This is a genomic window from Halomonas sp. Bachu 37 (assembly GCF_039691755.1).
GTDB classification, from domain to species: Bacteria; Pseudomonadota; Gammaproteobacteria; order Pseudomonadales; family Halomonadaceae; genus Vreelandella; species Vreelandella kashgarensis.
Genome location: NZ_CP137552.1, coordinates 1,067,088 through 1,091,155, shown reverse-complemented (window position 1 = coordinate 1,091,155; position 24,068 = coordinate 1,067,088). Strand labels below are relative to the sequence as shown.

Annotated in this window: 22 protein-coding genes and 1 pseudogene; 11 read left to right on the top strand and 12 right to left on the bottom strand. The window is 59.0% G+C overall.

The window, feature by feature from the left end; all coding sequences use genetic code 11:
- Positions 1 to 47: 47 nt before the first annotated feature.
- Positions 48 to 797: an electron transfer flavoprotein subunit beta/FixA family protein gene (locus R5M92_RS05010; protein WP_346798307.1), complete on the top strand. Its 750-nt coding sequence runs from the start codon at positions 48 to 50 to the stop codon at positions 795 to 797.
- Between the two features lie 14 nt (positions 798 to 811).
- Entirely contained in the window at positions 812 to 1,750 is a 939-nt protein-coding gene (locus tag R5M92_RS05005) for an electron transfer flavoprotein subunit alpha/FixB family protein (RefSeq protein WP_346799251.1), read from the top strand.
- A 73-nt stretch (positions 1,751 to 1,823) separates the two neighbouring features.
- On the opposite strand, the gene R5M92_RS05000 is transcribed toward R5M92_RS05005, so the two are convergent.
- The 3 genes and pseudogenes from R5M92_RS05000 to R5M92_RS04990 form a co-directional block, all read right to left on the bottom strand.
- Positions 1,824 to 3,242, bottom strand: a complete 1,419-nt coding sequence (locus R5M92_RS05000; RefSeq protein WP_346798305.1) for an enoyl-CoA hydratase/isomerase family protein — start codon at positions 3,240 to 3,242, stop codon at positions 1,824 to 1,826.
- Positions 3,243 to 3,375: 133 nt separating this feature from the next.
- Positions 3,376 to 3,663 (bottom strand): annotated as a pseudogene (locus R5M92_RS04995) (C4-dicarboxylate ABC transporter substrate-binding protein); the annotation flags it as partial.
- A gap of 371 nt (positions 3,664 to 4,034) precedes the next feature.
- Positions 4,035 to 5,735 carry a SulP family inorganic anion transporter gene (locus R5M92_RS04990; protein WP_346798304.1) on the bottom strand — a complete coding sequence of 567 codons (1,701 nt, stop codon included), beginning with the start codon at positions 5,733 to 5,735 and terminating at the stop codon, positions 4,035 to 4,037.
- Positions 5,736 to 5,907: 172 nt separating this feature from the next.
- Between R5M92_RS04990 and R5M92_RS04985 the strand changes: the two genes are divergently transcribed.
- Positions 5,908 to 7,179: an O-acetylhomoserine aminocarboxypropyltransferase/cysteine synthase family protein gene (locus tag R5M92_RS04985; protein ID WP_346798302.1), complete on the top strand. Its 1,272-nt coding sequence runs from the start codon at positions 5,908 to 5,910 to the stop codon at positions 7,177 to 7,179.
- 152 nt (positions 7,180 to 7,331) lie between these two features.
- On the top strand, positions 7,332 to 9,014 hold the full coding sequence (locus R5M92_RS04980; RefSeq protein ID WP_346798301.1) for a methyl-accepting chemotaxis protein: 1,683 nt from the start codon (positions 7,332 to 7,334) through the stop codon (positions 9,012 to 9,014).
- Here the strand turns inward: R5M92_RS04980 and rarD are convergent.
- Positions 8,985 to 9,893, bottom strand: a complete 909-nt coding sequence (rarD, locus tag R5M92_RS04975; protein WP_346798299.1) for an EamA family transporter RarD — start codon at positions 9,891 to 9,893, stop codon at positions 8,985 to 8,987. The genes R5M92_RS04980 and rarD overlap by 30 nt on opposite strands.
- A 116-nt stretch (positions 9,894 to 10,009) precedes the next feature.
- On the opposite strand from rarD, the gene R5M92_RS04970 reads away from it, so the two are divergent.
- On the top strand, positions 10,010 to 10,825 hold the full coding sequence (locus R5M92_RS04970) for an amidohydrolase (protein WP_346798298.1): 816 nt from the start codon (positions 10,010 to 10,012) through the stop codon (positions 10,823 to 10,825).
- Positions 10,825 to 11,529, top strand: coding sequence for a pseudouridine synthase (locus tag R5M92_RS04965; protein ID WP_346798297.1), 705 nt, complete (start codon positions 10,825 to 10,827; stop codon positions 11,527 to 11,529). The genes R5M92_RS04970 and R5M92_RS04965 overlap by 1 nt, the downstream gene beginning before the upstream one ends.
- Before the next feature lie 54 nt (positions 11,530 to 11,583).
- Here R5M92_RS04965 and R5M92_RS04960 read toward each other — a convergent pair whose 3' ends face one another.
- From R5M92_RS04960 to gloB, 6 genes are read right to left on the bottom strand one after another with little or no spacing between them, the layout of a single operon-like run.
- The gene (locus R5M92_RS04960) at positions 11,584 to 13,182 is read right to left on the bottom strand and encodes a dipeptide ABC transporter ATP-binding protein (RefSeq protein WP_346798296.1); all 1,599 of its coding nucleotides are present in this window, start codon (positions 13,180 to 13,182) and stop codon (positions 11,584 to 11,586) included.
- Positions 13,175 to 14,251 carry an ABC transporter permease gene (locus R5M92_RS04955; RefSeq protein ID WP_346798295.1) on the bottom strand — a complete coding sequence of 359 codons (1,077 nt, stop codon included), beginning with the start codon at positions 14,249 to 14,251 and terminating at the stop codon, positions 13,175 to 13,177. The genes R5M92_RS04960 and R5M92_RS04955 overlap by 8 nt, the downstream gene beginning before the upstream one ends.
- A 3-nt stretch (positions 14,252 to 14,254) precedes the next feature.
- On the bottom strand, positions 14,255 to 15,328 hold the full coding sequence (locus R5M92_RS04950; RefSeq protein ID WP_346798294.1) for a microcin C ABC transporter permease YejB: 1,074 nt from the start codon (positions 15,326 to 15,328) through the stop codon (positions 14,255 to 14,257).
- A gap of 20 nt (positions 15,329 to 15,348) precedes the next feature.
- Positions 15,349 to 17,202, bottom strand: coding sequence for an extracellular solute-binding protein (locus R5M92_RS04945; RefSeq protein ID WP_346798293.1), 1,854 nt, complete (start codon positions 17,200 to 17,202; stop codon positions 15,349 to 15,351).
- 32 nt (positions 17,203 to 17,234) lie between these two features.
- Positions 17,235 to 18,404: a transglycosylase SLT domain-containing protein gene (locus R5M92_RS04940; protein ID WP_346798292.1), complete on the bottom strand. Its 1,170-nt coding sequence runs from the start codon at positions 18,402 to 18,404 to the stop codon at positions 17,235 to 17,237.
- A 30-nt stretch (positions 18,405 to 18,434) separates the two neighbouring features.
- The gene (gene gloB / locus R5M92_RS04935) at positions 18,435 to 19,202 is read right to left on the bottom strand and encodes a hydroxyacylglutathione hydrolase (protein WP_346798291.1); all 768 of its coding nucleotides are present in this window, start codon (positions 19,200 to 19,202) and stop codon (positions 18,435 to 18,437) included.
- Positions 19,203 to 19,302: 100 nt separating this feature from the next.
- Here gloB and R5M92_RS04930 point away from each other — a divergent pair, with 100 nt between their 5' ends.
- The 4 genes from R5M92_RS04930 to nudC are packed head-to-tail and all read left to right on the top strand — an operon-like array spanning position 19,303 to position 22,085.
- Positions 19,303 to 20,064: a methyltransferase domain-containing protein gene (locus R5M92_RS04930; RefSeq protein WP_346798290.1), complete on the top strand. Its 762-nt coding sequence runs from the start codon at positions 19,303 to 19,305 to the stop codon at positions 20,062 to 20,064.
- A 30-nt stretch (positions 20,065 to 20,094) separates the two neighbouring features.
- The gene (gene rnhA, locus R5M92_RS04925; RefSeq protein ID WP_346798289.1) at positions 20,095 to 20,583 is read left to right on the top strand and encodes a ribonuclease HI; all 489 of its coding nucleotides are present in this window, start codon (positions 20,095 to 20,097) and stop codon (positions 20,581 to 20,583) included.
- Positions 20,564 to 21,298 carry a DNA polymerase III subunit epsilon gene (dnaQ, locus tag R5M92_RS04920; RefSeq protein WP_346798287.1) on the top strand — a complete coding sequence of 245 codons (735 nt, stop codon included), beginning with the start codon at positions 20,564 to 20,566 and terminating at the stop codon, positions 21,296 to 21,298. The genes rnhA and dnaQ overlap by 20 nt, the downstream gene beginning before the upstream one ends.
- The gene (gene nudC / locus R5M92_RS04915; protein WP_346798286.1) at positions 21,291 to 22,085 is read left to right on the top strand and encodes an NAD(+) diphosphatase; all 795 of its coding nucleotides are present in this window, start codon (positions 21,291 to 21,293) and stop codon (positions 22,083 to 22,085) included. Before dnaQ ends, nudC begins: the two co-directional genes overlap by 8 nt.
- 132 nt (positions 22,086 to 22,217) lie before the next feature.
- On the opposite strand, the gene R5M92_RS04910 is transcribed toward nudC, so the two are convergent.
- A complete protein-coding gene (locus R5M92_RS04910; protein WP_346798285.1) occupies positions 22,218 to 22,529 on the bottom strand; it encodes an SCP2 sterol-binding domain-containing protein in 312 nt (103 codons plus the stop codon).
- 158 nt (positions 22,530 to 22,687) lie between these two features.
- Here R5M92_RS04910 and sohB point away from each other — a divergent pair, with 158 nt between their 5' ends.
- Positions 22,688 to 23,740 (top strand): protease SohB, encoded by a 1,053-nt coding sequence (gene sohB, locus R5M92_RS04905; protein WP_346798284.1) that lies wholly within the window; start codon positions 22,688 to 22,690, stop codon positions 23,738 to 23,740.
- A 3-nt stretch (positions 23,741 to 23,743) separates the two neighbouring features.
- Here the strand turns inward: sohB and R5M92_RS04900 are convergent, their stop codons facing one another.
- On the bottom strand, positions 23,744 to 24,064 hold the full coding sequence (locus tag R5M92_RS04900) for a metalloregulator ArsR/SmtB family transcription factor (protein WP_346798282.1): 321 nt from the start codon (positions 24,062 to 24,064) through the stop codon (positions 23,744 to 23,746).
- Positions 24,065 to 24,068 lie beyond the last annotated feature (4 nt).

The following is a 24,068-nucleotide window of genomic DNA, read 5'->3' as shown; positions in this document are numbered from 1 at the left end:
TGATATGTATGAAATAGGGTTTTGTTCATGAAAACAGGAGCTTGTGTATGAAAATCCTCGTCGCGGTCAAACGCGTCATCGACTACAACGTCAAGATCCGGGTCAAGCCCGACCACTCCGATGTGGAACTGACCAACGTCAAGATGGCCATGAACCCCTTCTGCGAGATCGCCGTGGAAGAAGCAGTACGCCTGAAGGAGAAGGGTGTGGCCACGGAAGTGGTGGCGGTGACCATCGGCCCCAAGGCCGCCCAGGAACAACTGCGCACCGCCCTGGCGCTGGGCGCCGACCGCGCCATCCACGTCGCCACCGACGACAAGGTCGAATCCCTGGCCGTGGCCAAGCTGCTGGCCAAGGTGGTGGAAGACGAGCAACCCAACCTGGTGATCCTCGGCAAGCAAGCCATCGACACCGACAACAACCAGACCGGCCAGATGCTCGCCGCGCTGACCAACCTGCCCCAGGGCACCTTCGCCTCCGAGGTCACGGTCGACGGCGACAAGATCACCGTCACCCGCGAGATCGACGGCGGCCTGCAGACCGTGGAACTGACGCTGCCGGCCATCGTCACCACCGACCTGCGCTTGAACGAGCCGCGCTACGCCAAGCTTCCCGACATCATGAAAGCCAAGAAGAAGCCGCTGGACAGCAAGACCCCCGAGGACCTGGGCGTCGCCACCGGTTCCCAGGTCACCCTGCTCAAGGTCGAATCCCCCGCCGAACGCAAGGGCGGCGTCAAGGTGGGCTCCGTCGACGAGCTCGTGGACAAACTCAAGAACGAAGCCAAGGTGCTTTGATAGGAGCTAATTGCATGAGCATACTGGTACTCGCCGATCTCCACGACGGCCAGCTGGCCGGCGCCACCGCCCACGTGGTCGCCGCCGCCCAACGCATTGCCGCCGACAATGGCGCCGACATCAACGTCCTCGTCGCCGGTGACGGCGTGCAAGCCGCCGCCGACGCCGCCGCCAAGCTCGACGGCGTCGCCAAGGTCCGCCTTGCCGACAACGCCGTCTACGCCCACCAGCTCGCCGAGCCCCTCGGGGCACTGCTGGTCGCCCTGGCCGACGACTACAGCCACGTCCTCACCAGCGCCTCCACCACCGGCAAGAACGTCCTGCCGCGTCTCGCCGCGCTCAAGGACGTCTCGCAGATATCCGAGATCGTCGAAGTCGACGGCGCCGACACCTTCAAGCGCCCGATCTACGCCGGCAACGCCATCGCCACCGTGCAGAGCGCCGACCCACTCAAGGTCATCACCGTGCGCAGCACCGGCTTCGACGCCGTGGGCGAAGGCAACGACGCCACTGTCGAAACGGTCGACGTCGTGGTCGAGAACACCCAGTCCACCTTCATCAAGCAGGAACTGGCCCAATCCGACCGACCCGAACTGGCCGGAGCCAAGGTCGTCATCTCCGGTGGCCGCGGCATGGGCAACGGCGACAACTTCAAGCTGCTCGACGGCATCGCCGACAAGCTCGGGGCCGCCATCGGCGCATCAAGAGCGGCGGTGGACGCGGGCTTTGTGCCCAACGACATGCAGGTGGGTCAGACCGGCAAGATCGTCGCCCCCGAACTCTACATCGCCGTGGGCATCAGCGGTGCCATCCAGCACCTGGCGGGGATGAAGGACTCCAAGGTGATCGTCGCCATCAACAAGGACGAGGAAGCGCCGATCTTCCAGGTGGCGGATTACGGCCTGGTGGGAGACCTGTTCGAGATCCTGCCGGAGCTCGAGAGCAAGCTGTAGGAGTTTCGCGTAGGTAAAAGCGTTGGATAATAAAAAGGCCTCGCAAGAGGCCTTTCGAGTTTCTAATTGATGTTTATTCTGCCTGGCGATGCGGGCCGCCCAGGTGGCGCGGATACGCGAGCGCCTCGACAGCGAGAAAATCGATGTCGCTGGGGCGGTAACAGAATCCTTCGGCGGCAATTCGCTGGCTTGCTTCCTGCCAGGCCAAGTAATGTTGTTCCGCGGGCAGGCCTTGGCTGGCGTTCAGCAGTGTGGCCAGGATGCTTTGCTCGCAGCTCACCACGATGCTCTTGCGCAGCGCCTTCAAGGTGTTGGCCAGGGCTTGCTGCTGCGCCTGAGTGCCGGTCCGGAGAACGATTTCCAGCGGGCCGTTGGACGACTTCATGACCAGCAGCATCTCGGCATCGGCATCGGCATTGGGATTATCGAGACTGCTTTCCAGCTCCCAGAGCATGACCTTCATGCATCCCGGCTGGCAAGAGGTGGGAATGTCATGGCCCGGCGCCACGAGACAGGCCCGTGTCGACTCATCTGCGTGCCTCACCAGTTCGATGCCCGCACGTTCGGCGTTGGCCTCGAGCTGCTCGAACAGAGGATGCGAGCCCAACAGGGCAATGCGTTCAAGGGTTGGCGCGCTGTCCACGTCGGGTACCTTATGCGGGCTGCGGGCGGCGAAAAAGGCGTGGATCAATCCCGCACGCTGGGGCGAGTCCATACAGGCGAGGAACAGTTCCCGCTCCCGACGCAATCCCTCTTCGAGTGAACCCTGGCTGCTGGCTTCGATGGCATCGATACAGCGAAAAGGAGAGAACAACTCAGGGGCTTCGCTTTCCAGCTTGCTGCGATAGTGGGCGAGTGCCGCCTCGTCGATTTCTGGCGCTGGCAACTGGCCGGTAACCCGCGGGGTTAGCCGACCGGCGATAACGTCTCGTGCCATCGCAATGCCGGCTTGTAGCGGATCGTTTTCCGCGCTGATGGCATCCACTATTCCTGACTCAAGGGCTTCATCGGCGCTGACGAAGCGGCCGCTGGTGATCATGTCGAGGGCGGTCTGCATTCCCGCCAGGCGTGGCAGGCGCTGGGTACCGCCGGCGCCGGGCAGCAAGCCGAGCTTGACCTCGGGCAGTCCGACCCGTGTGCCGGGCAGGGCGATACGCACCTGGCAACCCAATGCCACCTCCAACCCGCCGCCCAATGCCGTGCCATGCAGTGCGGCGACAATCGGCTTGGAGCTGCTTTCCAGTCGGGCGATCACATCGGGCAACAAAGGCGCTTGCGGCGGCTTGCCGAATTCCCGAATGTCCGCGCCGGCAATGAAGGTCCGACCCGTTGCCATGATGACCAGAGCAGCGGCGGCGTCATCGGCCTGTCCCTCGTCCAGTGCCTGGCAAATACCGCTACGCACCGCATGGCTAAGCGCATTGACTGGGGGATTGTCGATGCTTATCACGCCGATATCATCGTGACGCTGGTAGTGGACGCATGACGTCATTCCTATCTCCAGATTCGTTGAGTTTCCTGAATTCAAGCAAAAAGCCGTCTCGACGGGAGACGGCAGTGATCTACACGGCGGTACCGAGCCGATGCCGCTGACCCCATCACGCGAATGCCACGGCGGGAAGCAGGGCGATTACCCCGCCAGCACCGGAGGTCACTTCGTGGGGACGGAAGTAGGGAGCTACCGCCATCATGCGCTTCCACGCCTGCTCATCGTTCGGGTCCAGTTCCGGCCAGCTTATGCCCCTAGAACTGTTGGCCAATTGCTGGGCCGGCGGCGTCACCGTGGTGGTGAAGGAGGCATCGACATCGCCGGCAATAATGCCGTCGAAGGAACGCCCATAACCGGGATAGTCGACCCGCTCGACGTCATCCCAGGTCAAACCGCCAAACGCCAGGTGGGCCTCGGTACACTTTCGATTTCATTCGCTTGGCTTACGCTAATGACTAACAGGGTAAAGGGAAGTGCAGCCAAGGACGCATATTGGTGTAACTGGCGCATAAACGCTCCTTATTTTGTTTGTGATGTCGCAGGTCATTGTAAGTAACAATAGGCAACATGTGTTTTGCTGTGCGGTATTTGATTTTGCTTATTGGTCGATTGATAGTAGGGAGGCGGTCAGGGGAATGTCAATGCTCCCGTCAAACGACAACAGCTGAAGGAACCTAAGGAAACGATGGAGCGCAGCAAGCTACGGGATTGTAGCTATGGAAAAACGCCAGGCATGAGCCTGGCGTTGAGTGAATGGTTCAATGCGAATGGTTTAATAAACGGCGGGAGGTCGGTTCAAGAGAGTTCGCGCCAGGCGGAATAGGTGCTCAGAAAGACCCGGCCGGTCAAGTCGTCGATGAAATCGCTCTGCTTGAGCTGGTCCATGACAGGGCCTTTCACTTCGGCGAGGTGCAAGGTGACGCTGGAATCCTTCAAGCGAGCGTTGATCGCGTCCAGGCTTTCCAGCGCCGATGCATCGATGAGATTGACCGCGGAGCAGATCAATACCACGTGCTCGAGCTCGGGGCGGCTGGCGACAAGATTGTAGATGGTGTCTTCCAGATATCGGGCATTGGCGAAGTAGAGACTTTCATCGATACGGAGCAATGCAAGATGGCTTGCGGTGTCGACATCGTGGCGCGTAATGTTGCGGAAATGTTCGGTGCCGGGGACGCGGCCGACCAGGGCGCTGTGGGGGCGGCTGGTCCGGTAGAGAAACAGGCTGATCGATAGGGTGACGCCGGCAATGATCCCGGCCTCGACGCCCTCCACCAGGGTCAAGACGATGGTCACCGCCATGGCGGCGAAATCGCTACGCGAATAGCGCCAGGTCTGGCGCAGCATGGAAATATCCACCAACGTCAGTATCGACACGGTGATGGTGGCGGCGAGCGTGGCGATCGGCAAGTAGTGCAACAGCGAGGTCATGTAGAGCGTGACCAGGGCGATGCCCAGTGCCGCAAAGGCTCCAGCTGCCGGAGTCTGCGCTCCCGCGTCATAGTTGATGACCGTGCGTGACAGCCCACCGGTGACCGGCATCCCCGCCGTGATTCCCGCCGCCAGGTTGGCACTGCCGAGCCCTATCAACTCCTGGTTGGGCGAGATTCGCTGGCGACGCTTGGCGGCCAGCATCTGTCCCATGGAGACAGACTCGACAAACCCCACAAGACTGATCAGCAAGGCCGGTATCAACAAGGCGCGCCATAAACTGGTTTCAGGCCAGGGGAAGGTCAGCGCCGGAAGGCCCGACGGAATCGCCCCGACCACGTCGACGCCTTTTTCATCGAGTCCCCAGTGGAGGGTAATCAAGGTAGTTAGAACCACGGCGAAGACCGGGCCGGCCTTTGCCAACAGATCGGCAATGCCGGCCGGTAGCCCGGCGTGGGTCATGGTCCGCTTACCGTATCGACGCATGGCGACGAGAAAGACCAGCGTGCCGAGGCCGATCGTCAAAGTCGGCCAGTGCAGCTGCGCTAGATTGGGCAGCAGGCTGGCTAGACGCTCGACCAGCGTAAAACCGGCGCTTTCGATGCCCAGAATACTGCCCAGCTGGCTGGCAGCTATCAATATTCCCGAGGCGGTAAGAAAGCCGGAAATGACTGGATGGCTGAGAAAGTTGCTGAAAAAGCCCATCTTGAGAACGCCCATGGCGATCAGCATGACACCGGAAATCAACGACAGCACCAACGCCGCCTGCACATACTCATCGCTTCCCGGCGTCGCGACGCCGGACAAGGCAGCTCCAGTCATCAAGGCAATAATCGCCACCGGACCAACGGCCAGGGTTCGGCTGGTGCCGAATACGCAGTAAAGTAGTTGCGGCAGGATGCTGGCATAAAGGCCCACAACTGCGGGCAGCCCGGCCAGGAGGGCGTAGGCCAGCGACTGGGGAATCACCATGATGGTAACGATGATTCCCGCCAGCAGGTCGGCGCCGAACAGGCGTCGATGATAATGAGGCAGCCAGCTGAGCAGAGGTAGGTAACGTTTGAGCATGAGCCTCGGTACCGTGTCCCTCGGGACAGGTTGGAATATGCCAACCCGGCTAAACGACAATAGAACTTGCGTTCAGCCTTGGTTAGCCTTTGGAAAAGCGATATCGGAAACGACTTCGCGATAACCGTTCAATTAACTATAACAGCCAACGCCAATAGTATAAGGATACCCAATGAAGCCTGAAACCATCGCCTTGCACCATGGTTATGTGGCCGATGAGCAGCACGCCGTCGCGGTGCCCATTCATCAGACGACATCCTTCTCCTTCGATAATGCCCAGCACGCCGCTGATCTGTTCGATCTCAAGGTGGAAGGCAATATCTATTCCCGCATCATGAATCCCACCTGTGCGGTGCTGGAACAGCGGCTGGCTGCGCTTGAAGGCGGCATTGCCGGATTGGCGGTAGCGTCGGGAATGGCGGCGATCACCTATGCCATTCAGACCATTGCCGAGGCTGGCGACAATATCGTCTCCATCAGCGAGCTGTATGGCGGTACCTACAATCTGTTCGCCCATACCCTGCCACGTCAGGGGATCGAGACGCGTTTTGCCGACAAGGACGACCTTGCCGGTATCGAAGCGCTGATCGACGAGCGCACCAAGGCCGTATATTGCGAAAGCGTGGGCAATCCTTCCGGAGGGATTGTCGATATCGCGGCATTGGCCGACCTGGCCCATCGCCACGGCGTACCGGTCATCGTCGATAACACCACGGCCACACCATTTCTGTGGCGGCCCATCGAACATGGGGCGGACATCGTCGTCCATTCCGCCACCAAGTACATCGGTGGTCACGGCACCACCATCGGTGGTGTGATCATTGACTCGGGCAAGTTCCCCTGGGCCCAGCACGCCGAGCGTTTTCCGCTGCTGAACGAGCCGGATGTCTCCTATCACGGGGTCAGTTACACCCGCGATGTGGGCGATGCGGCTTTTATCGCCCGCGCCCGCGTGGTGCCCCTGCGCAATATGGGAGCGGCGCTTTCGGCTCAGGCAGCTTGGAACCTGCTGCAGGGACTGGAGACCCTGGCCTTGCGTATCGAGCGCATCTGCGCCAATACCCGCCGGGTCGCCGAGCATCTACAACAACATCCCCAAGTCAGCTGGGTGCAGTACGCTGGTCTGTCCAACCACAAGGACCACGCCCTTGCTCAAAAATACATGGACGGACAGGCCTCGGGTATCTTGAGCTTCGGTATCGTGGGCGGTCAGGAGGCGGGAACTAAATTCTATGACGCGCTTCAACTGATCCTGCGTCTGGTCAACATCGGCGATGCCAAGAGCTGCTCGTCGATACCCGCTGCCACCACGCACCGACAGCTCGACGAAACCGAACTCGAAGCGGCGGGGGTGAAACCGGACATGGTGCGCCTTTCCATCGGAATCGAACACATCGACGATATCCTGGCAGATATCGATCAGGCGCTGAAAGCAGCGAATTGACGTTCTCGTATCCCCCCAAAGTGCTACTTCGCTTGGTCTCATAACACGTTAAGCTCAATAGTCGGATGGAAGTCCTCATCCGGCTTTGACGTCGAGTCATCGCAAGATGGGCATTCGATTAACGGCTTAATTCAATAACAAGAGCTCACGCCATGCACATAATTCCGCTAGTGCTTTCCTTGGGTGGCTTTCTGCTCTCCCTTCTTCTGGCCTCGCTGGGAGCCGGGTGGGTTTATGCAGGTCTGGTTCTGGCAGCGTTCAGTGGGGCATTGGGGGTCTTGAGCGGTTTTCTCGGTGTCTATCGAGCCGAGCAGAAGAAGCTCGAGCGCTCCGGAAAAGTCAGCGGACCGCTACGCGATTATCGCTCATTGAGAGCGATGGCCTATCGCTTGATGCAACGAGCCAGCAGTACCGCTATCGCCTCGGCGGAAGTTTCCCACCATGCTGACCAGATGGATCAGCGGCTGGACCGGCAGGAGTCCATGGCGCGCGAGGCCTCCTCCAGCATGACGGCCATCAATGCCGCCATCGTTCAGGTCACTTCCAGTGCCACTCAGGTGGCGTCGTTGGCGGAAAGCGCGAGACAGGCGGGGCACGATAATCGCATCGAACTGGATGAAGTGATTGCGGAAATGATGCAGATCGCCGAGCGCTCTGGCCAGGCCCTGGAAATGCTCAATGCACTGAATGAAAAAATCGAGCGTGTGCGCAATGTCACCTCGATGATCGAAGATGTTGCTGAACAGACGCATTTACTGTCCCTGAATGCTTCGATAGAGGCGGCCAGGGCCGGTGAACATGGGCGCGGCTTCGCGGTAGTAGCGGGAGAAGTGCGGGAACTGGCACTGAAGACATCGAACGCTACTCGCAACGTGGAAACTCTGGTCAAGGATATGCACCAGAGTGGCCAGAGCGTGGTGGAGACCATGGGTCACCTGATGGAGCGAATCAGCGAGCGCTCTCACGGCATCAAGGCCGTCGGCGAGAGCCTGTCGCATATCACCGGGGACTTCGACCAGGTACATCACGAGATCACCAGTGTGGCTGGCGCCATGGAAAACACAAAAGAGCATAGCCAGACCGTGATGGAGAGCCTGCGTCAGCTCGAGCAGGAAGTCGACGAGGGCAATCGCAACATGCACGACCTGGCCCAGCAGGCGCGTGCCTTGATGTCCGCAGCCGAAGGCGTGGATGCGGAGCTGGCGCAACAGCGTCTCGAGGGGCGTCATCAGCAGGTATTTCATGCCGCCAGGGCCGCGGCCGATAAACTGGGCAAGCAGTTCGAGCGAGCCATCGCCAAGGGAGAGCTGCAGCAGAGCGGGTTATTCGAACCGCGTTACAAGCCGATCGAAGGTACCAACCCGCCGCAATACACCACCGGCTTCGACCGTTTTACCGACCGCTACCTTCCCGACATTCAGGAGCCCTTGCTGAAGGAGCTGGGCTTGAGCTACGCCATCGCCTGTGACCGCAACGGCTACGTGCCCACCCACAACCAGGCCGTCAGCCAACCGCCGACCGGCGAGTATCAGCACGATCTGAAATTCTGCCGTAACAAACGCATCTTCGACGACCCCACGGGAAGCCGCTGTGGCGCCCATGAGAAAGCACTGTTGTTGCAGACCTACAAGCGCGACACGGGAGAGATCATGCATGACCTCTCCGTGCCGGTGTATGTGAATGGCAAGCATTGGGGCGGCTTCCGCATCGGTTACCAACCCCAGCCGCAGGTCCAGGACGAATCCCGGGCTCATGAAGCCCAGTCTTATGAAACCAAGGCCTTGCCCTTCACCTCTCGCCCTAAACTAGCTGGCAGCAGCCTCGCGCGGACGTGACTGCCAGGCCGACCACGAGTACAGAGCCAGGCCCGTCCAGATCAGCAGGAAGGTAACAAGCTGGATAGTGTTCAGCGGTTCCTTGAACACGCTGAGTGCAATCAGGAACTGGATGCTGGGGTTGATGTACATCAGAAACCCCAGCGTCGCCAGGCGCAGGCGTCTGGCCGCGCCCGCGAAAGCCATCAATGGCAGCGCCGTGACTATCCCGCTGGTCACCAGCAGCATGGTGGTTTTTTCTTGCTCACCGAAATGCGAGAGGTCTTGAAGGCTAAGCCAGGAAAGCGCCAGTAGCCCTAGCGGGAGTAGCAAGAGCGTTTCGACGAAAAGTCCCGAGAGGCCATCCAACGGAACCTGCTTGCGAAAGAGACCGTAGGTACCGAAGGAAAACGCCAGAACCAGGCTGATCCAGGGAAGCTCACCCAGCAGCAGGAACTGGATAACGATAGCCAGCGTGGCCAGCCCCAGCGCGACCAGCTGCAGACGTGCCATGCTCTCCCTCAGCACCAGCACACCCAGTGCCACGTTAACCAGCGGGGTCAGGAAGTAGCCCAGGCTTGCCTGCAGAACCTGGTGGGTTTCCACCGAATAAATATAGATGCCCCAGTTCAAGGCAATCAGCAAAGCACAACCGAGTACCCGGCCCAGCCTGCGCGGTTGGGACAGCGCCTGAACCACCGGGCTCCAGCGCTTCAGCAGCGAAATCAAGCCAATCAGGAATACGCACGACCAGATGACCCGGTGGATGAGAATCTCGTACGCGGGAACTCCCTGGAACAGGGCGAAGAAAAGAGGAAAACATCCCCACATGACATAAGCGGACACACCGAACGCCACCCCCTTGGCGGCATCGGGGTCACTTTGGGTACTACGCAGCATGGCGGCCTCGCCGACGAAAAATGCTAATCTAGCACATTATGAACTGAGCGTAGGCCGAGAGCCGCCAACTACTGGATACGTTAACCAAGAGCCACGTTAACCAAGGAGCGTTGCCGATGAGCAAGCTAAGAGCCAGCCTGGTGCAGTGTGATTTACGCTGGGAGGATCCGGACGCCAATCATCAGCACCTGGAACGCATGCTGGGCGACCTGGATGAAAACGATACCGATCTCATCATCCTGCCGGAAATGTTCGCCACGGGGTTCACCATGAACTCTCGCGAGATGGCCGAGCCCATGGAGGCGAGCCCCAGCGTGGCCTGGATAACCCAACAGGCACGTCAGCGCGGCTGCGTGGTGACGGGAAGCATCGCTATCCGTGAAGGCGATGCCTATTTCAATCGCCTGGTCTGGGCCACGCCCGATGGCGAATTGATCCACTATGACAAGCGCCACTTGTTCCGCATGGCGGGGGAACACGAACGCTACGCCATGGGCGATCAGCGGCTGATCGTGGAGCTGAAAGGCTTCAAAATACTGCTGAGTGTCTGCTACGACCTGCGCTTCCCGGTCTGGTTGCGCCAGCAGCCTTCCGCCGAGGAGCATTTCGAGTATGATGTCCTGCTTTGCATTGCCAACTGGCCGGCTCCGCGGCGTCACCCGTGGCGTACCTTGCTGCAGGCCCGTGCGGTGGAAAACCTCTGCTATGTCCTGGGCGTTAATCGGGTAGGGGAGGACGCCAAGGGGTTGGAATATGCAGGCGACTCGATGCTTGTCGATTTCAAGGGTGAGCCTGTGATCGATCATTCGCCCCATCAGACCTTCTTGCAAACCGGCACCCTGGACAAGAGCGAGCTGGACAAATTTCGGGAAAAATTTCCCGCTTGGCAGGATGCCGATCGTTTTCAACTGTTACCTGGAGTCGGCCATTAATGCGCCTGGATCGTTTTTTGAGTGAAACCACCGAATTGACACGCAGCCTGGCCAAGCGCGCCTTGAAACGCGAAGAAGTCACGGTGAATGGCGAGGTGGTCAAGCAGGGCGCCGTGCAGCTTGATATCGAGCAGGACAGGGTCAGCTGGAATGGCGCCACCCTCGAACTGGTGGGATTGCGCTACGTGATGATGCATAAGCCCACCGGTGTTGAATGCACGGCGAGGCGTGGTTTGTATCCCCGGGTGGTTGAGCTTGTCGACTTGCCCAAGGCGGAGCGCCTGCAGGCGGTAGGCCGCCTGGACGTGGATACCACCGGCCTGTTGCTGTTGACCGACGATGGTCACTGGTCGCATCGAGTCAGTGCGCCGAAAAAGCGCTGCCCCAAGGTTTATATTGCCACCCTGGCAACACCATGGAGCGAGGCACAAGCGCAGGACGCTGTCGAACGGGTAGCTGAGGGGCTCTTGCTTGATGGCGAAGAGGAGCTGACGCATCCCGCCGAACTCGAAATGCTCTCACCGACCCAGGCGCGCCTGGCGATCACGGAAGGCCGCTATCATCAGGTGAAACGCATGTTCGCGGCATTGGGCAACCATGTCGAGACGCTGCATCGCGAAGCCATCGGTCCGCTGGTGCTGGATGAATCGTTGGCACCGGGGGAGTGGCGTGAGCTTACTGCCGATGAAGTCGCCCTTTTCTAACTTCTTTTTCTAACTTCTAGGGAATGTAAGGTCTAGACAGTAAGGGCAAGAGAGTTAAGCGACCGGTCTTGCTTCATCTAACCCGGCGGCCGTGACTAGTTGACGGGTATACGGCCGCTGCGGATTTTCCAGTACCTCCAGACATTCTCCTTCTTCCACCACTTGTCCTTCCTTGAGCACCAGAATCCTGTGAGCCATGGCACGCACGACCGCCAGGTCATGACTGATGAACAGATAGCTCAGACCGTGGCGTCGCTGAAGTTCGCGTAACAGCGTGATGAGCTGCTTCTGCACGCTGCGGTCCAGGGCCGAGGTGGGCTCATCGAGTACGATCAGTTCCGGCTCGAGTATGATGGCCCGGGCCACGGCAATGCGCTGGCGCTGGCCGCCGGAAAATTCATGCGGATAGCGTGAAGCGCAGCTTTCCGGCAGGCCCACTTCTTCCAGGGTGGCCTTGACGCGTTGAGCGATCTCTTGGGTCGTCAGCCGCGGAAAATGAAAGCGTAGCCCCTCGCTGACGATATCGAACACCGACATGCGAGGTGATAACGCCCCGTAAGGGTCCTGGAAGACCATCTGCATGCGGTAGCGTTGGCGGCGCAGGACATTGCCGCTCAGTTCGTTCAGTTTTACATCCCCAAGCTGAATGCTGCCACTACTTGGGGTGAGGCGCATCAATGCCGCTGCCAAGGTGGTCTTGCCCGAGCCGGATTCACCCACAATGCCTAATGTCTCGCCGGGAGCGATATACAGATCCAGTGGCTTCACCGCTTCGAAATCAGGAGGTTGTCTTGAGAACAGACGCTTCTTGGGCCGCTTGAAACTCACTCCTAACCCTTTCGCTTGTAGTAGCGGGGCAACGCGGCCGACCGGCGTGGGGCGACCTTCCGGTTCGGCATCCAGCAAAGCCTTGGTGTAGCTGCTCGCTGGATGGGAAAATACTTGCTCGACGGGGCCGCTTTCCTGCTCCTGGCCCCGATACATGACGCAGACCCGGTCGGCGTAGCGGCGCACCAGGTTCAAGTCGTGGGTGATGAACAGCATGCCCATGCCGTGCTGGTCGCGCAGTTCGCGCAACAGTGCCAGAATCTCCTGCTGGACAGTGACGTCCAGAGCAGTGGTGGGTTCATCGGCAATCAACAGAGCCGGGCGATTGGCAATGGCCATGGCGATCATCACCCGCTGGCGTTGCCCACCGGAAAGTTGGTGCGGCCAGGTATCCACCAGTTCTTCTGGCCGGGGTAACTTGACCTGGGCAAGTAGTTCGCAGGATCGGGCTCTGGCTTCGCGACCCCGCAGTCCCTGGTGCAGACGCAAGGCTTCGCCGATCTGCTTGCCGACGGTATGCAGCGGGTTGAGCGATGTCATGGGTTCCTGAAAGATGAAACCCACTTGATTTCCCAGTACCCCGGTCCATTGCGCAGCGGAGAGCGTCGAAAGGTCGACTCCCGCCAAGCGACGCCGACCGGAAACCTGGGCGTTGGCCGGCAGCAGGTTCATTGCGCCCAGGGCGCTGACGGATTTTCCAGACCCCGATTCGCCCACCAGCGCCAGCGTTTCGCCACGCGCAATGGTAAGGGACAGCTCCTTGACTACCTTGATGCCATCAAATTCCACGGATAGGCGATCCAGTTCCAGTAGTGGCTCATTCATGGGCCTGCTCCTTATCCTGGGCAAGGCGGCCCTGGTGAATATGGCGCGGATCGAAGGCGTCGCGCAGACCTTCACCGATGAATACCAGCAATGAAAGCATGATGGCGAGGGTCAAGAATGCCGTGATTCCCAGCCAGGGGGCATGAAGATTGTTCTTGCCCTGGGCGGCAAGCTCGCCCAGAGAAGGAGAGCCGGGAGGCAAGCCGAATCCCAGGAAGTCGAGCGCCGTCAAGGTGCCGATGGCACCAGTAAACAGAAAGGGAATGAAGGTTAGGGTGGCGACCATGGCGTTGGGCAGGACGTGGCGCCACATGATCAAGCGTGAAGGAAGCCCCATGGCCTTGGCCGCACGGACATACTCGAGGTTACGTGCGCGCAGGAATTCCGCGCGCACGATATCCACCAGCCCCAGCCAGGAAAACAGCAACATGATGCCCAGTAGCCACCAGAAACCCGGCTGGACGAAGCTGGCCAGGATTATCAGAAGGAACAGTACCGGCAGGCCGGACCATATCTCGGTAAGACGCTGACCGATCAAATCCACCTTGCCGCCGAAGTATCCTTGTACACCGCCGATCACGACGCCCGAGACCAGCGAACCGGCGGTCAATACCAGCGCGAATGCTACCGACAGGCGAAAGCCGTAGATGACCCGGGCCAGCACGTCCCGGCCCTGGTCGTCGGTGCCCAGCCAGTGGCGCCGGTCCGGAGGCGCGGGTGAAGGGCGCGTCATCTGCATATCGAGTGTCTGGTAGGAGAACGGAATCAATGGCCACAGGGCCCAGCCGTGTTCGCTGATCTGCTCGCGGATGAAGGGGTCGAGATAATCGGTACGGGTAGGAAGAAACCCGCCGAACTCGGTCTCCGGGTAATCCACCAGCAAGGGCGAATACCACTGTCCTTGATATTGCATGACGATGGGCTTGTCGTTGGCAATCAGCTCCGCCAACAGACTGATGATGAATAGCAGACCGAAAAGCCACAGTGAAACACGCGCACGGCGGTTGGCCTTGAATGCCGCCAGGCGCCGCCGGGTGATGGGTGAAAGTCGGGAGGAGAGTTGGCTCATCGCTCAGGACTCCCGAGTGGCAAAATCGATGCGTGGGTCCACCCATACATAGGTTAGGTCGGAGATCAGTTTCAGCACCAGGCCGATCAAGGTGTAGAGGAAAAGGGTTCCGAAGATAACCGGGTAGTCACGCTGCATGACGGCTTCGAAACCGAGCAGGCCGAGCCCGTCCAAAGAGAAGATTACCTCGATCAGCAAAGCGCCGGTGAAGAAGATGCCGATCATAGCAGCGGGTAGACCGGCGATGATGATCAGCATGGCGTTGCGAAACACATGGCCGTAGAGCACCCGCTGCTCCCCGGCGCCCTTGGCGCGGGCGGTGAGAACGTATTGCTTGTGAATTTCATCGAGAAAGCTGTTCTTGGTGAGCATGGTCAAGGTGGCGAAGCTTCCTATGGCCGAGGCGACGACCGGCAGGGTGATATGCCAGAAGTAGTCCTTTATCTTGCCTAGGACAGAAAGCTGCTCGAAGTCGGGAGAGGTCAGGCCCCGCAAGGGAAACCAGTCCAGGTAGGTGCCGCCGGCGAATACCACGATCAACATGATGGCGAACAGAAAGCCGGGAATGGCGTAGCCGACGATGACCAGGCCTGAGCTCCAGACATCGAATCGTGAGCCGTGATGAAGCGCCTTGCGAATGCCCAGGGGAATCGAGATGAGATATACCAGAAGGGTGGTCCACAATCCCAGCGAAATCGATACCGGCAGGCGCTCTATCATCAGGTCGATAACAGGGCGGTCACGAAAGAAACTGGTGCCAAAATCGAAGGTGAGATAATCCCCCATCATGCCCAGAAAACGCTCGTGGGCGGGTTTGTCGAAACCGAACTGCTGCTCGAGCTGTTCGATGAAACGCGGGTCGATTCCTCGGGCGCCGCGAGATTCGTCATTGACCTGAATATCGGCCCCGCCCATGTCCAGGCGCGTGCTGGCCATGGCATCGGCGCCTTCGAAGCGTGCCATCATCTGGTCGATCGGCCCGCCTGGGGCTGCTTGCACGATAATGAAATTCAGCAACATGATGCCCAGCAGAGTCGGAATCATCAGTAACAATCGGCGCAGGGTATAACGAGCCACGTAGGATTCCTCTGGGTGAATCAGCGGCGGCGTACGCGACGCTGAATTTCATCTTCTCGCTCGGTGTCCACCCACCAGGCGTCAAGATCCATGGCGTATTCCGGGAACGGTTCGGGATAGCGGAATTTATCCCAGATGGCGATACGTGTCTCCCCCGAATGATAATGGGGAATGACATAGAATCCCCAGCGTAGCACCCGATCAAGCGCTTGTACGATGTGGTTGAGCTCCTCGCGATTATCGACACGTATCAGGCGCTCCACCAGTTCATCGACAACGGGATTTTTCAATCCCATCCGGTTACGACTCTGTGGTGTCTCCGCCGTTGCCGATGTCCAGAAATCACGTTGCTCGTTACCCGGATTGTTGGATTGGGGAAAGTGACTGATGACGATGTCGAAGTCGAAGTTGCGCTGCCGGTTGAGGAATTGGTTAATGTCCACGATGCGGATGCTGGTCTGTACGCCCAGCCGTGCCATGTTGCGCAGCATGGGCTGGACGACACGTTCCAGGGCGGAGTCGTAGAGCAACACTTCAAGCTCCAGTGGACGCCCCGTCTCGCTATTGACCAGCACGCCGTTTCTGACCTCATATCCGGCATCCCGCAGCAGGTCGAGTGCCAAGCGCAGCCGTTCGCGTAACTCCTGCGGATGGTCGATGGGTAACGGCTCGGTGAATAGCCTATCGGAACCGTGCTCCGCTACGATGGCCTCCCGGTGAGGCTCGAGCAGGGCGAGCTCCTCGTCCCCAGGCAAACCTTCGGCTTCCATCTCGGAATTCTCAAAGAAGCTTTGGGTTCGCTGATAGGTGCCGTAGAAGATATTGGTATTCAGCCAAGGAAAATCGAAAGTCAGGCTGAGCGCTTCGCGCACGCGAGGATCGCTGAACTTGTCCTTGCGCAAGTTGAACACGAATGCCTGCATCATCGAAGGATTCACGTCGGGTACCGTAAGGCGCTTGACCAGACCATCCTCATAGGCGGGAAAGTCGTAACCAATGGCCCAGGTGGAGGCGCGGGCATCGGTGCGAAAATCGGTCAAACCGGCCTTGAAGGCCTCCCAGGAAATTTCCCGGTCGCGATAATAATCGAAAGCCAATCGGTCGATGTTGTAACGTCCGCGATTGACGGGCAGGTCCTTGCCCCAGTATGTCTCGTCGCGCTCAAAGACGATTCGCCTGCCTGGGTCCACCTCGGCAATGCGGTAGGGGCCGGAACCGGGGTGTTTCTCCAGCGTCGGGGAGGAGAAGTCGCGCGATTCCCAGTAATGGCGGGGCAGGATGGGAAGCTGCGCGACAATAAGAGGCAATTCGCGGGATTGGGTGTCGTTGAAATCGAATCTGACGCGGTAATCATCCAGTGCTTCGACCCCTTCCACCCCGGCATAGTAACTGCTGTAGAAAGGGTTGCCTTCCTCTCGTAGCAGGTTGAAGCTGAACACCACGTCATGAGCGGTGAGAGGCTGGCCATCCTGAAAGCGTGCCTCGGGGCGCAAGTCGAACTCGATCCAACTGCGGTCGTCCGCCAGACGAACACGATGGGCCAGCAAGCCGTACAGGCTGAAGGGTTCGCCCGGGTTGCTGGCCATCAGAGTGTCGTAGATTTGCGAAATGCCGGTCGCCGGGGTTCCCCGGATGATGAAGGGGTTGGTGGAGTCGAAACTGCTGCCTACGGCCGTCCGTACCATGCTGCCCCCCTTGGGGGCATCTGGATTGACGTGAGGAAAGTAGGGAAAGTCTTCGTCCAGCGCCGGTGTGTCGTAGAGGGAAAGAGCATGTGTCGCGGTAAACTGGTCGCGACTCTCAGTGCTGGTGGCGAAAGCCGACGGTGCCAAGAGCAAAAGCAGGGCAATTAGATGGTTTGCGACACACCGCATTGTCGGCTTCCTTATGCACGGGATTCAATAACCTAGCGCTCAGAAAGTGTCAGGAGTTGCCCCGGTTGTAAAGCCCCGGGTTGCTCCAGCGCATTCCAGCGCGCCAGATCCCGCTGGCTGACATTGTAGCGGGCCGCGATCGCGGACAGGCTGTCACCCCGTTGGACGACATGGGTCGTATCGCCCATGTTCCGGGTCGTATCTACCTCGGCCACCTGGGTCAGACTGGCCAGACGCGAGGTATCGACATCATCTGGAACCAGAAGTGTGCGTGCCGTACGTGGCTCGACTACCCCATTGAGCAGTCCTGGATTGAGTTTGGCGAGATCCCGTTTGTGAACGTTCAATATGCGTGACGCGTCCGTCAGGCTTACCGCCTGCTTTAGTTGCACCTTGGCGAATGCTGGCTCGGCATGAATATCCGGTAGCTCGACCTGATAGCGATCAGGGTCGTTGATTATCGCGGATATGGCGTACAGCTTGGGCAGGTACTGCATGGTTTCATTGGGCAACTGAAGACTCCAGTACGTTGCCGACAGCCCTTGGTTTTCCGCGTTTCGGCGCGCTCGGTTGACCGTGCCGGCCCCGGCGTTGTAAGCAGCTAGCGAGAGAGGGATGTCGCCCTCGTACCACTGTTCCGCCTGGAGCTCGATATATTCCAGCGCGGCACGGGTGGAATTGACCACGTCCAGGCGACCGTCATAGTTGCCGTTACGTACCAGGCCCAGGGCATCGCCGGTACGCGGCATGAATTGCCACAGGCCGGCCGCTCCGCGGTGACTGCGAGCAGCAGGGTCGAATGAACTCTCTATAAAAGGGAGCAATGCCAGCTCGCCCGGCAAACCTCGGGCTTCGATCTGTTGGGTGATCCAGACGAGCCAAGGCCTTGCGCGTTCGGCGATCTCAACGATGTTTTCCGGGTTCGAGAGGTAGTGATCGATCCACTTCTGCACTCGGGCTTGGTCTCTCGTCGCCAGGGAGCGGTGCTCGTCCTGCCATTGGAAGGTCTCGCGCAAGGCGGACCAGGCATCCTGCTGTTGCAGCTCCAGTGCACTCCAGAAGGAGGTGGCAGAAATGCTCGAGATACCGGGCCGTTGAATGGCAGAGGCTTGCGTCGTGCTCGCCGATACCAGCACGGAGCCAAGAAGGAAGGCTCCCGCAGCTGTGATCAGTAGGCGTTGGCGTAGAGTTCGATAGGTCATACCGTAACAGGTGCTCTTTTAGGGCAACGTTCAGAAATTATCTTTCCATTCACGCAGCGTGGTGAAAGTGGCCAGATCATCGTCGGCACTACCTTGCATGGCCGCTGCGGCGCGCATACGATCATCACCGGTGCGCAGAAATGGATTGATTTTCAGCTCGCGTCCTATCGTGCTGGGTAAGGTGGGACGATCCAGTGCCCGGGCTTTTCGGCACTCTTCCAGTGCATTGGCGACTTCGGCATTATCGCCATCGGCGGCAGTGGCAAACTTGAGGTTGGCTTGCGTGTATTCGTGCCCGGCAAAGACCAGTGTATCCTCGGGCAAACGTGCAAGCCGGCTCAGCGAGCGATACATCTGCTCGGGAGTACCTTCGAAAATACGCCCGCATCCCGCCGCGAACAGGGTATCGCCACAGAGCAGCAACGGCGGAATGCCAGCGGTGAAGTAGCTGACGTGATCCAACGTATGCCCCGGCGTCGCGATTACCTCGAACAAGCGGCCCATGACGCGGACTTCATCGCCGTCTCCCACTACCTCGTCGATCCCGTTGATTGCCGGGTTGTCGGGGCCAATGACCCGGGGCTGGTAGCGCTTGATCAGCTCTTTCAGGCCACCAGTGTGATCGGCATGGTGATGAGTGATCATGATGGTATTCAGCACCAGCTCTTCGCGTTCCAGCAAGGCGAGAACGGGAGCGGCTTCACCGGGGTCCACCACACAAACGTCTTGACTCGAATCCTGTCTCAGGAGCCAGATATAGTTGTCGCTAAGTGCAGGGATCGGTGTCACGCTCAGCATCGGCGGGATCCTTGTGATCGGGCTGGCGCGGCGCGAAGGGGCGCCGCGGCAAGTGAAAGAGGTTGCCAAAAAGCCGTTACTGTGGAGGGAAGCGCTTTTCATGTCAAATTCGACAAAGGCGATGGAACTGGCTCGGTGTCTGGAGGAAAGCCGGGACTATTGGCAAACTCGAGCGGGTCAGTCCCAATGGGAGGCCCAGCGGGCATGCCTTGGCCCGGTGTGTGAGCGCCTATTCGGCGCTCACAGCCTGGAAATGGGAATGGCGGCCCCGCTGACCACAATGTGTCCGATTCGCCATGTGCTGCGCTGGGCGCCCGTCAGGGAGATGGCCCAGGATGAGCGGACGTTGATATGTGAACCGCAAGCGCTGCCGTTACCGGATGGCTGCCTGGCCTTGACCGTCATACACCATCTGCTCGAAAGCTTGCCCCACGCTCACCACGCCTTGCAGGAGGCCGCTCGAGTCACCTCCGATGACGGTGCGCTGATTATTTTCGGCTTCATGCCGTACGGCTTGGCAGGGCTGGACAGACAATGGCCCGGTAGACGCCAGCGCTACCCATGGAGCGGAACCTGGCGTACACCGTCCCAGTTGGGAGATTGGCTGGCATTTGTCGATTTTGAAATAGACCGAGTAGACTATTGCGGTTTCCAGCTGCCAGGGCGCCACACGCCCTCCAACGTATGGGAAACATTGGGGAGACGCTATAACCTCCCCATTTCCGCTAGTTACATGATTCGAGCCCGGCGCAAGCAGCAGCGAGCCCATGTCAATCGTCTCAGATTCGGTCTTTCCTCCACGCTGGGCAAGGCCTCGCTGGGGGCGACTCGCTCGGGCTCCAGTCGCCGGCCCCATGAATGACCGCAATATAATGAATGAAAGGATGGTCGCGTGAGTCACGCCTCAAATGACGACAAGCCCGAGGTCACCATCTATACCGATGGTGCCTGTCGTGGCAACCCCGGCCCGGGGGGGTGGGGGGCAATTCTGTATAGTGGCTCGCATGAAAAGACGCTGAAAGGTTATGAAACGCTCACCACCAATAACCGCATGGAGCTGATGGCGGCTATCATGGCGCTGCGTGAATTGAAAAAGCCTTGCCGCGTCACGCTATGGACCGATTCCCAATATGTGCGCCAGGGTATTACCCAGTGGATACACAATTGGCTCAAGCGGAACTGGAAAACCGCTGGGCGCCAGCCGGTGAAGAATGCCGAGTTGTGGAAAACGCTGCATGAGGAAACACAACGCCACGAAGTGGAGTGGCATTGGGTAAGGGGCCACAGCGGCCATGTCGAGAACGAGCGAGCCGATGCCCTAGCCAACGCCGCCATTGACGAACACAACCAGGGAGTCCGCCATGCGTCAGATCATCCTTGATACCGAAACCACGGGTATCGACCCCAGAGACGGGCATCGACTGGTGGAAATCGGTGCGGTGGAAATGATCAACCGTCGTCTTACCGGCCGAACCTATCATCAATACATCAATCCTCAGCGGCATATCGATGCCGAAGTCGTGGCGGTACACGGCATTACCAACGAGAAGGTGGCCAACGAGCCGGTCTTTGCGGATGTAGCGGAAGCCTTCTGGGAATTCATCCAGGGAGCGGAACTGATCATCCACAATGCGCCGTTCGACGTAGGGTTCATCGACCATGAACTGGCGCAGCTAAACTCTCAGGGTACCATGCCATTGGGGCCGGTCGCAGACTACTGCGGAGTACTCGATACCCTGGTCATGGCGCGCCAGAAGCACCCAGGGCAGCGCAATAGCCTGGATGCATTGTGCAAGCGTTACGCGATCGATAACGGCCACCGCGTTCTCCACGGGGCGTTGCTGGATGCGGAGATACTGGCGGAAGTCTACCTGGCGATGACCGGCGGGCAGACGGCGCTCACACTGGAGGCCAATAGCGAAAGCCAGTCCAGCTCTCAGCAGGTTGTCGACGAGGGGATGGCGATCAATCGCCTGCAACTCGAGCCGGGGCGGTTACGGGTGATTCGTCCCAGTGCGGATGAACAAGCCGCTCATCAGGCCAAATGTGCCGCCGCGAGTATCGCCTGGCCGTACACGGCGGGTGAACATGCTTAGACGCGAGATCCCTGTCGGCGAAAGCGAGGGGCGTATTATGTTGCTGGCCCAGGGCAAGATAGCCCCCGCGCCTGCCCAGCCAGACGAATTGCTCTCACTCGGTGAGGAGTTGATACCGTTGCAGCCCAGGCAAGCCTGGGGAGACGACGTCCAGCCATTATGTTATTGGCACGATGAGCCGGTGGGGCTGCGTCTGACAACGGCTGCAAACGAAAGCTGGATCGATGGACGCAACTGGCTGGCGCGGTTACCTGAATCCTGGTACGGGCTGGTCTCTACCGCCTTGCAGGTGAGTGCCTGGTTGGAAAATCATCGCTTCTGCGGCCGCTGCGGAGCGAAAGCCTCCAAGCTGGAAGCGGAATTCGCCATGCATTGCCATGCCTGCGGACATCGCAACTATCCGCGTATCTCCCCCTGCATCATTACGTTGGTGACGTGTGGAGAAGCGATGTTGCTGGCTCGCAGCCCGCGTTTTCCCGCCGGGCGGTATTCGACCCTCGCCGGTTTTATCGAGCCGGGTGAGTCGGCGGAGGAGGCCGTGCATCGAGAGGTCTTCGAGGAAGTGGGGGTGACCATCGACCGTGTTCGCTATCACCGTAGCCAGGCTTGGCCGTTTCCCCATTCGCTGATGCTGGGCTACTTCGCTGAAGCCACCACGCGGCGTATCCGTATCGATGGCGTTGAGATCAGCGATGCCGCCTGGTTCTCCCCCCGTCATCTCCCCAGCTTGCCGCCGGTCTTTTCCATCTCCCGCGAGCTGATAGAAACCCATCTGGCCCACTTGTAAACAAGGCCAGTGGCAGTACATAGCCGTGACAGGAAAGTTTGAAGAAAGCAAAAAGGGTGGTCTTTACGCCACCCCGGTGGAACTTTTTCGCTGAAACAATTTTTTGCCGGAATAGTCTACTCGCTAACTAATTTATTTGCTGGGAAATAGAGACGAGAGCTTGGTTGCCAGCATCACATTGCCTGTCGCCTTGAGCTTGCCGGTCATGAATGCGGTCATGCCGTTGATGTCGCCACTCATGATACCCTTCAGCGTATCGGTGCTCATGCTGAGGCTGACAGACGGGTCGTCGTGTTCCCCTTCATGGACACCCAGAGTTCCATCCTTGATGACCAGATAGTGACTGCCGGCATCGCTGAAATGGAATTGAAACACTTCATCCATGCCCTTGGCGGCTTCGGGATCGAAACGACTTTGCAGTTTTTCCAGAGTGTTGGTCGACATTGTTGCGCTCTTCTATCGAGGCCCTTTCAGGCGGTAATGGATTGGCACCGGAGGCCGGTGCGGATAAACTGCCCAGAGGTTATTTCAAACATTCGTTTTAATCAAGCATGAGAGCGCGTAAAAACGGCGTAGTTCTCATGTATTAACAAGGAGTCACCATGAGTGAATGGGCCATCCAGATGGGCACGTTTACGTTGCAGATCATCATCGTGCTGGTGGTGATTGGTGTCGGGATAGCGCTTGTAGCGAAAATGCGTCAGGACAGCGATGAACAGCTCAACCTGCACATCGAGGTCTTGAACGATCAGCGGCGCTATCGCCGCCGCCGTCTCGCCATGGCGACTGCCGCTCCCAATAGCCGCAAGAAGTTGCTCAAGAAGTTTCGTCGCGATGACAAGGCGCGTCTGAAAGGCAAGGAAGGCGGCTCGAAGAATCTACCGGAGGTCAGGCCGGAACATGTCTGGGTGCTGGATTACCATGGTGACATCAAGGCTTCTGGAACGGACCATCTGGCCCAGGAGATTTCGGCGTTGCTGGAGGTGGCGGAACACGACGACGAGGTAGTGGTCAGGCTGGAATCTGGCGGTGGCCTGGTGCATGCCTATGGTCTGGCATCAGCCGAGCTGGACCGTTTGCGTAATGCCGGCTTGAAGACGGTAGTCTGCGTGGACAAGGTGGCTGCCAGTGGCGGGTACATGATGGCCTGTACGGCCTCTCAAGTCAGAGCGGCGCCATTCGCCGTCATCGGATCGATCGGGGTGGTTGCCCAGGTTCCCAATGTCCATCGCCTGCTGAAGCGCCACGATGTCGATGTCGAGCTGCTTACCGCCGGTAAATACAAGCGCACCTTGACCATGCTGGGTGAGAACACGGACGAGGGACGAGAAAAGTTCGTGGAGGATCTGGAAAATACCCATCGTCTATTCAAGGACTATGTGGCGCAACGCCGCCCGTCCATGGATATCGATGCGCTTGCCACTGGGGAGATATGGTATGGCAGCGAAGCCTTGCAAAACGGTTTGGTGGATGCGGTAGATACCAGTGAAGCTTATCTGGTCGAACGCATGAAGGAGGCCCAGGTGCTGTTGGTCAGACTTGATGGTCCCAAACCACTGAGCAAAAAGCTGGGTCTGGCCATATCCGGGGGCGTGGAAAGTGCCATAGTCAAATTGGTGGGGGCGCTGGATGCGGCTCGGTGGCAAAAGCATTGAGCCTTAGCCGGCATAGTACCTGGCGAGTATCTCAAGTATTGCGCTGGCACTTTTGCTGTTCAACGAGTAATAGATGGTTTGAGAATCCCGGCGAGTGTTGACCAGGCCGTCATGTCTGAGAATGGCCAGATGCTGGGACAACGCTGATTGGCTCAGTGTCAATTGCTGGTTGATCTGGGTAACGGAAAGTTCCTTGTCAGCCAGCAAGCATAGTATCTGTAAGCGCTTTTCATTGGCCATCGCCTTGAGCAGCTGGGTGCCGTTGGCAATGGCTCGACCGTCCTGATCGAGAAGGCGTGAGGCGGCGCTGGATGAAGGGGGCATGACA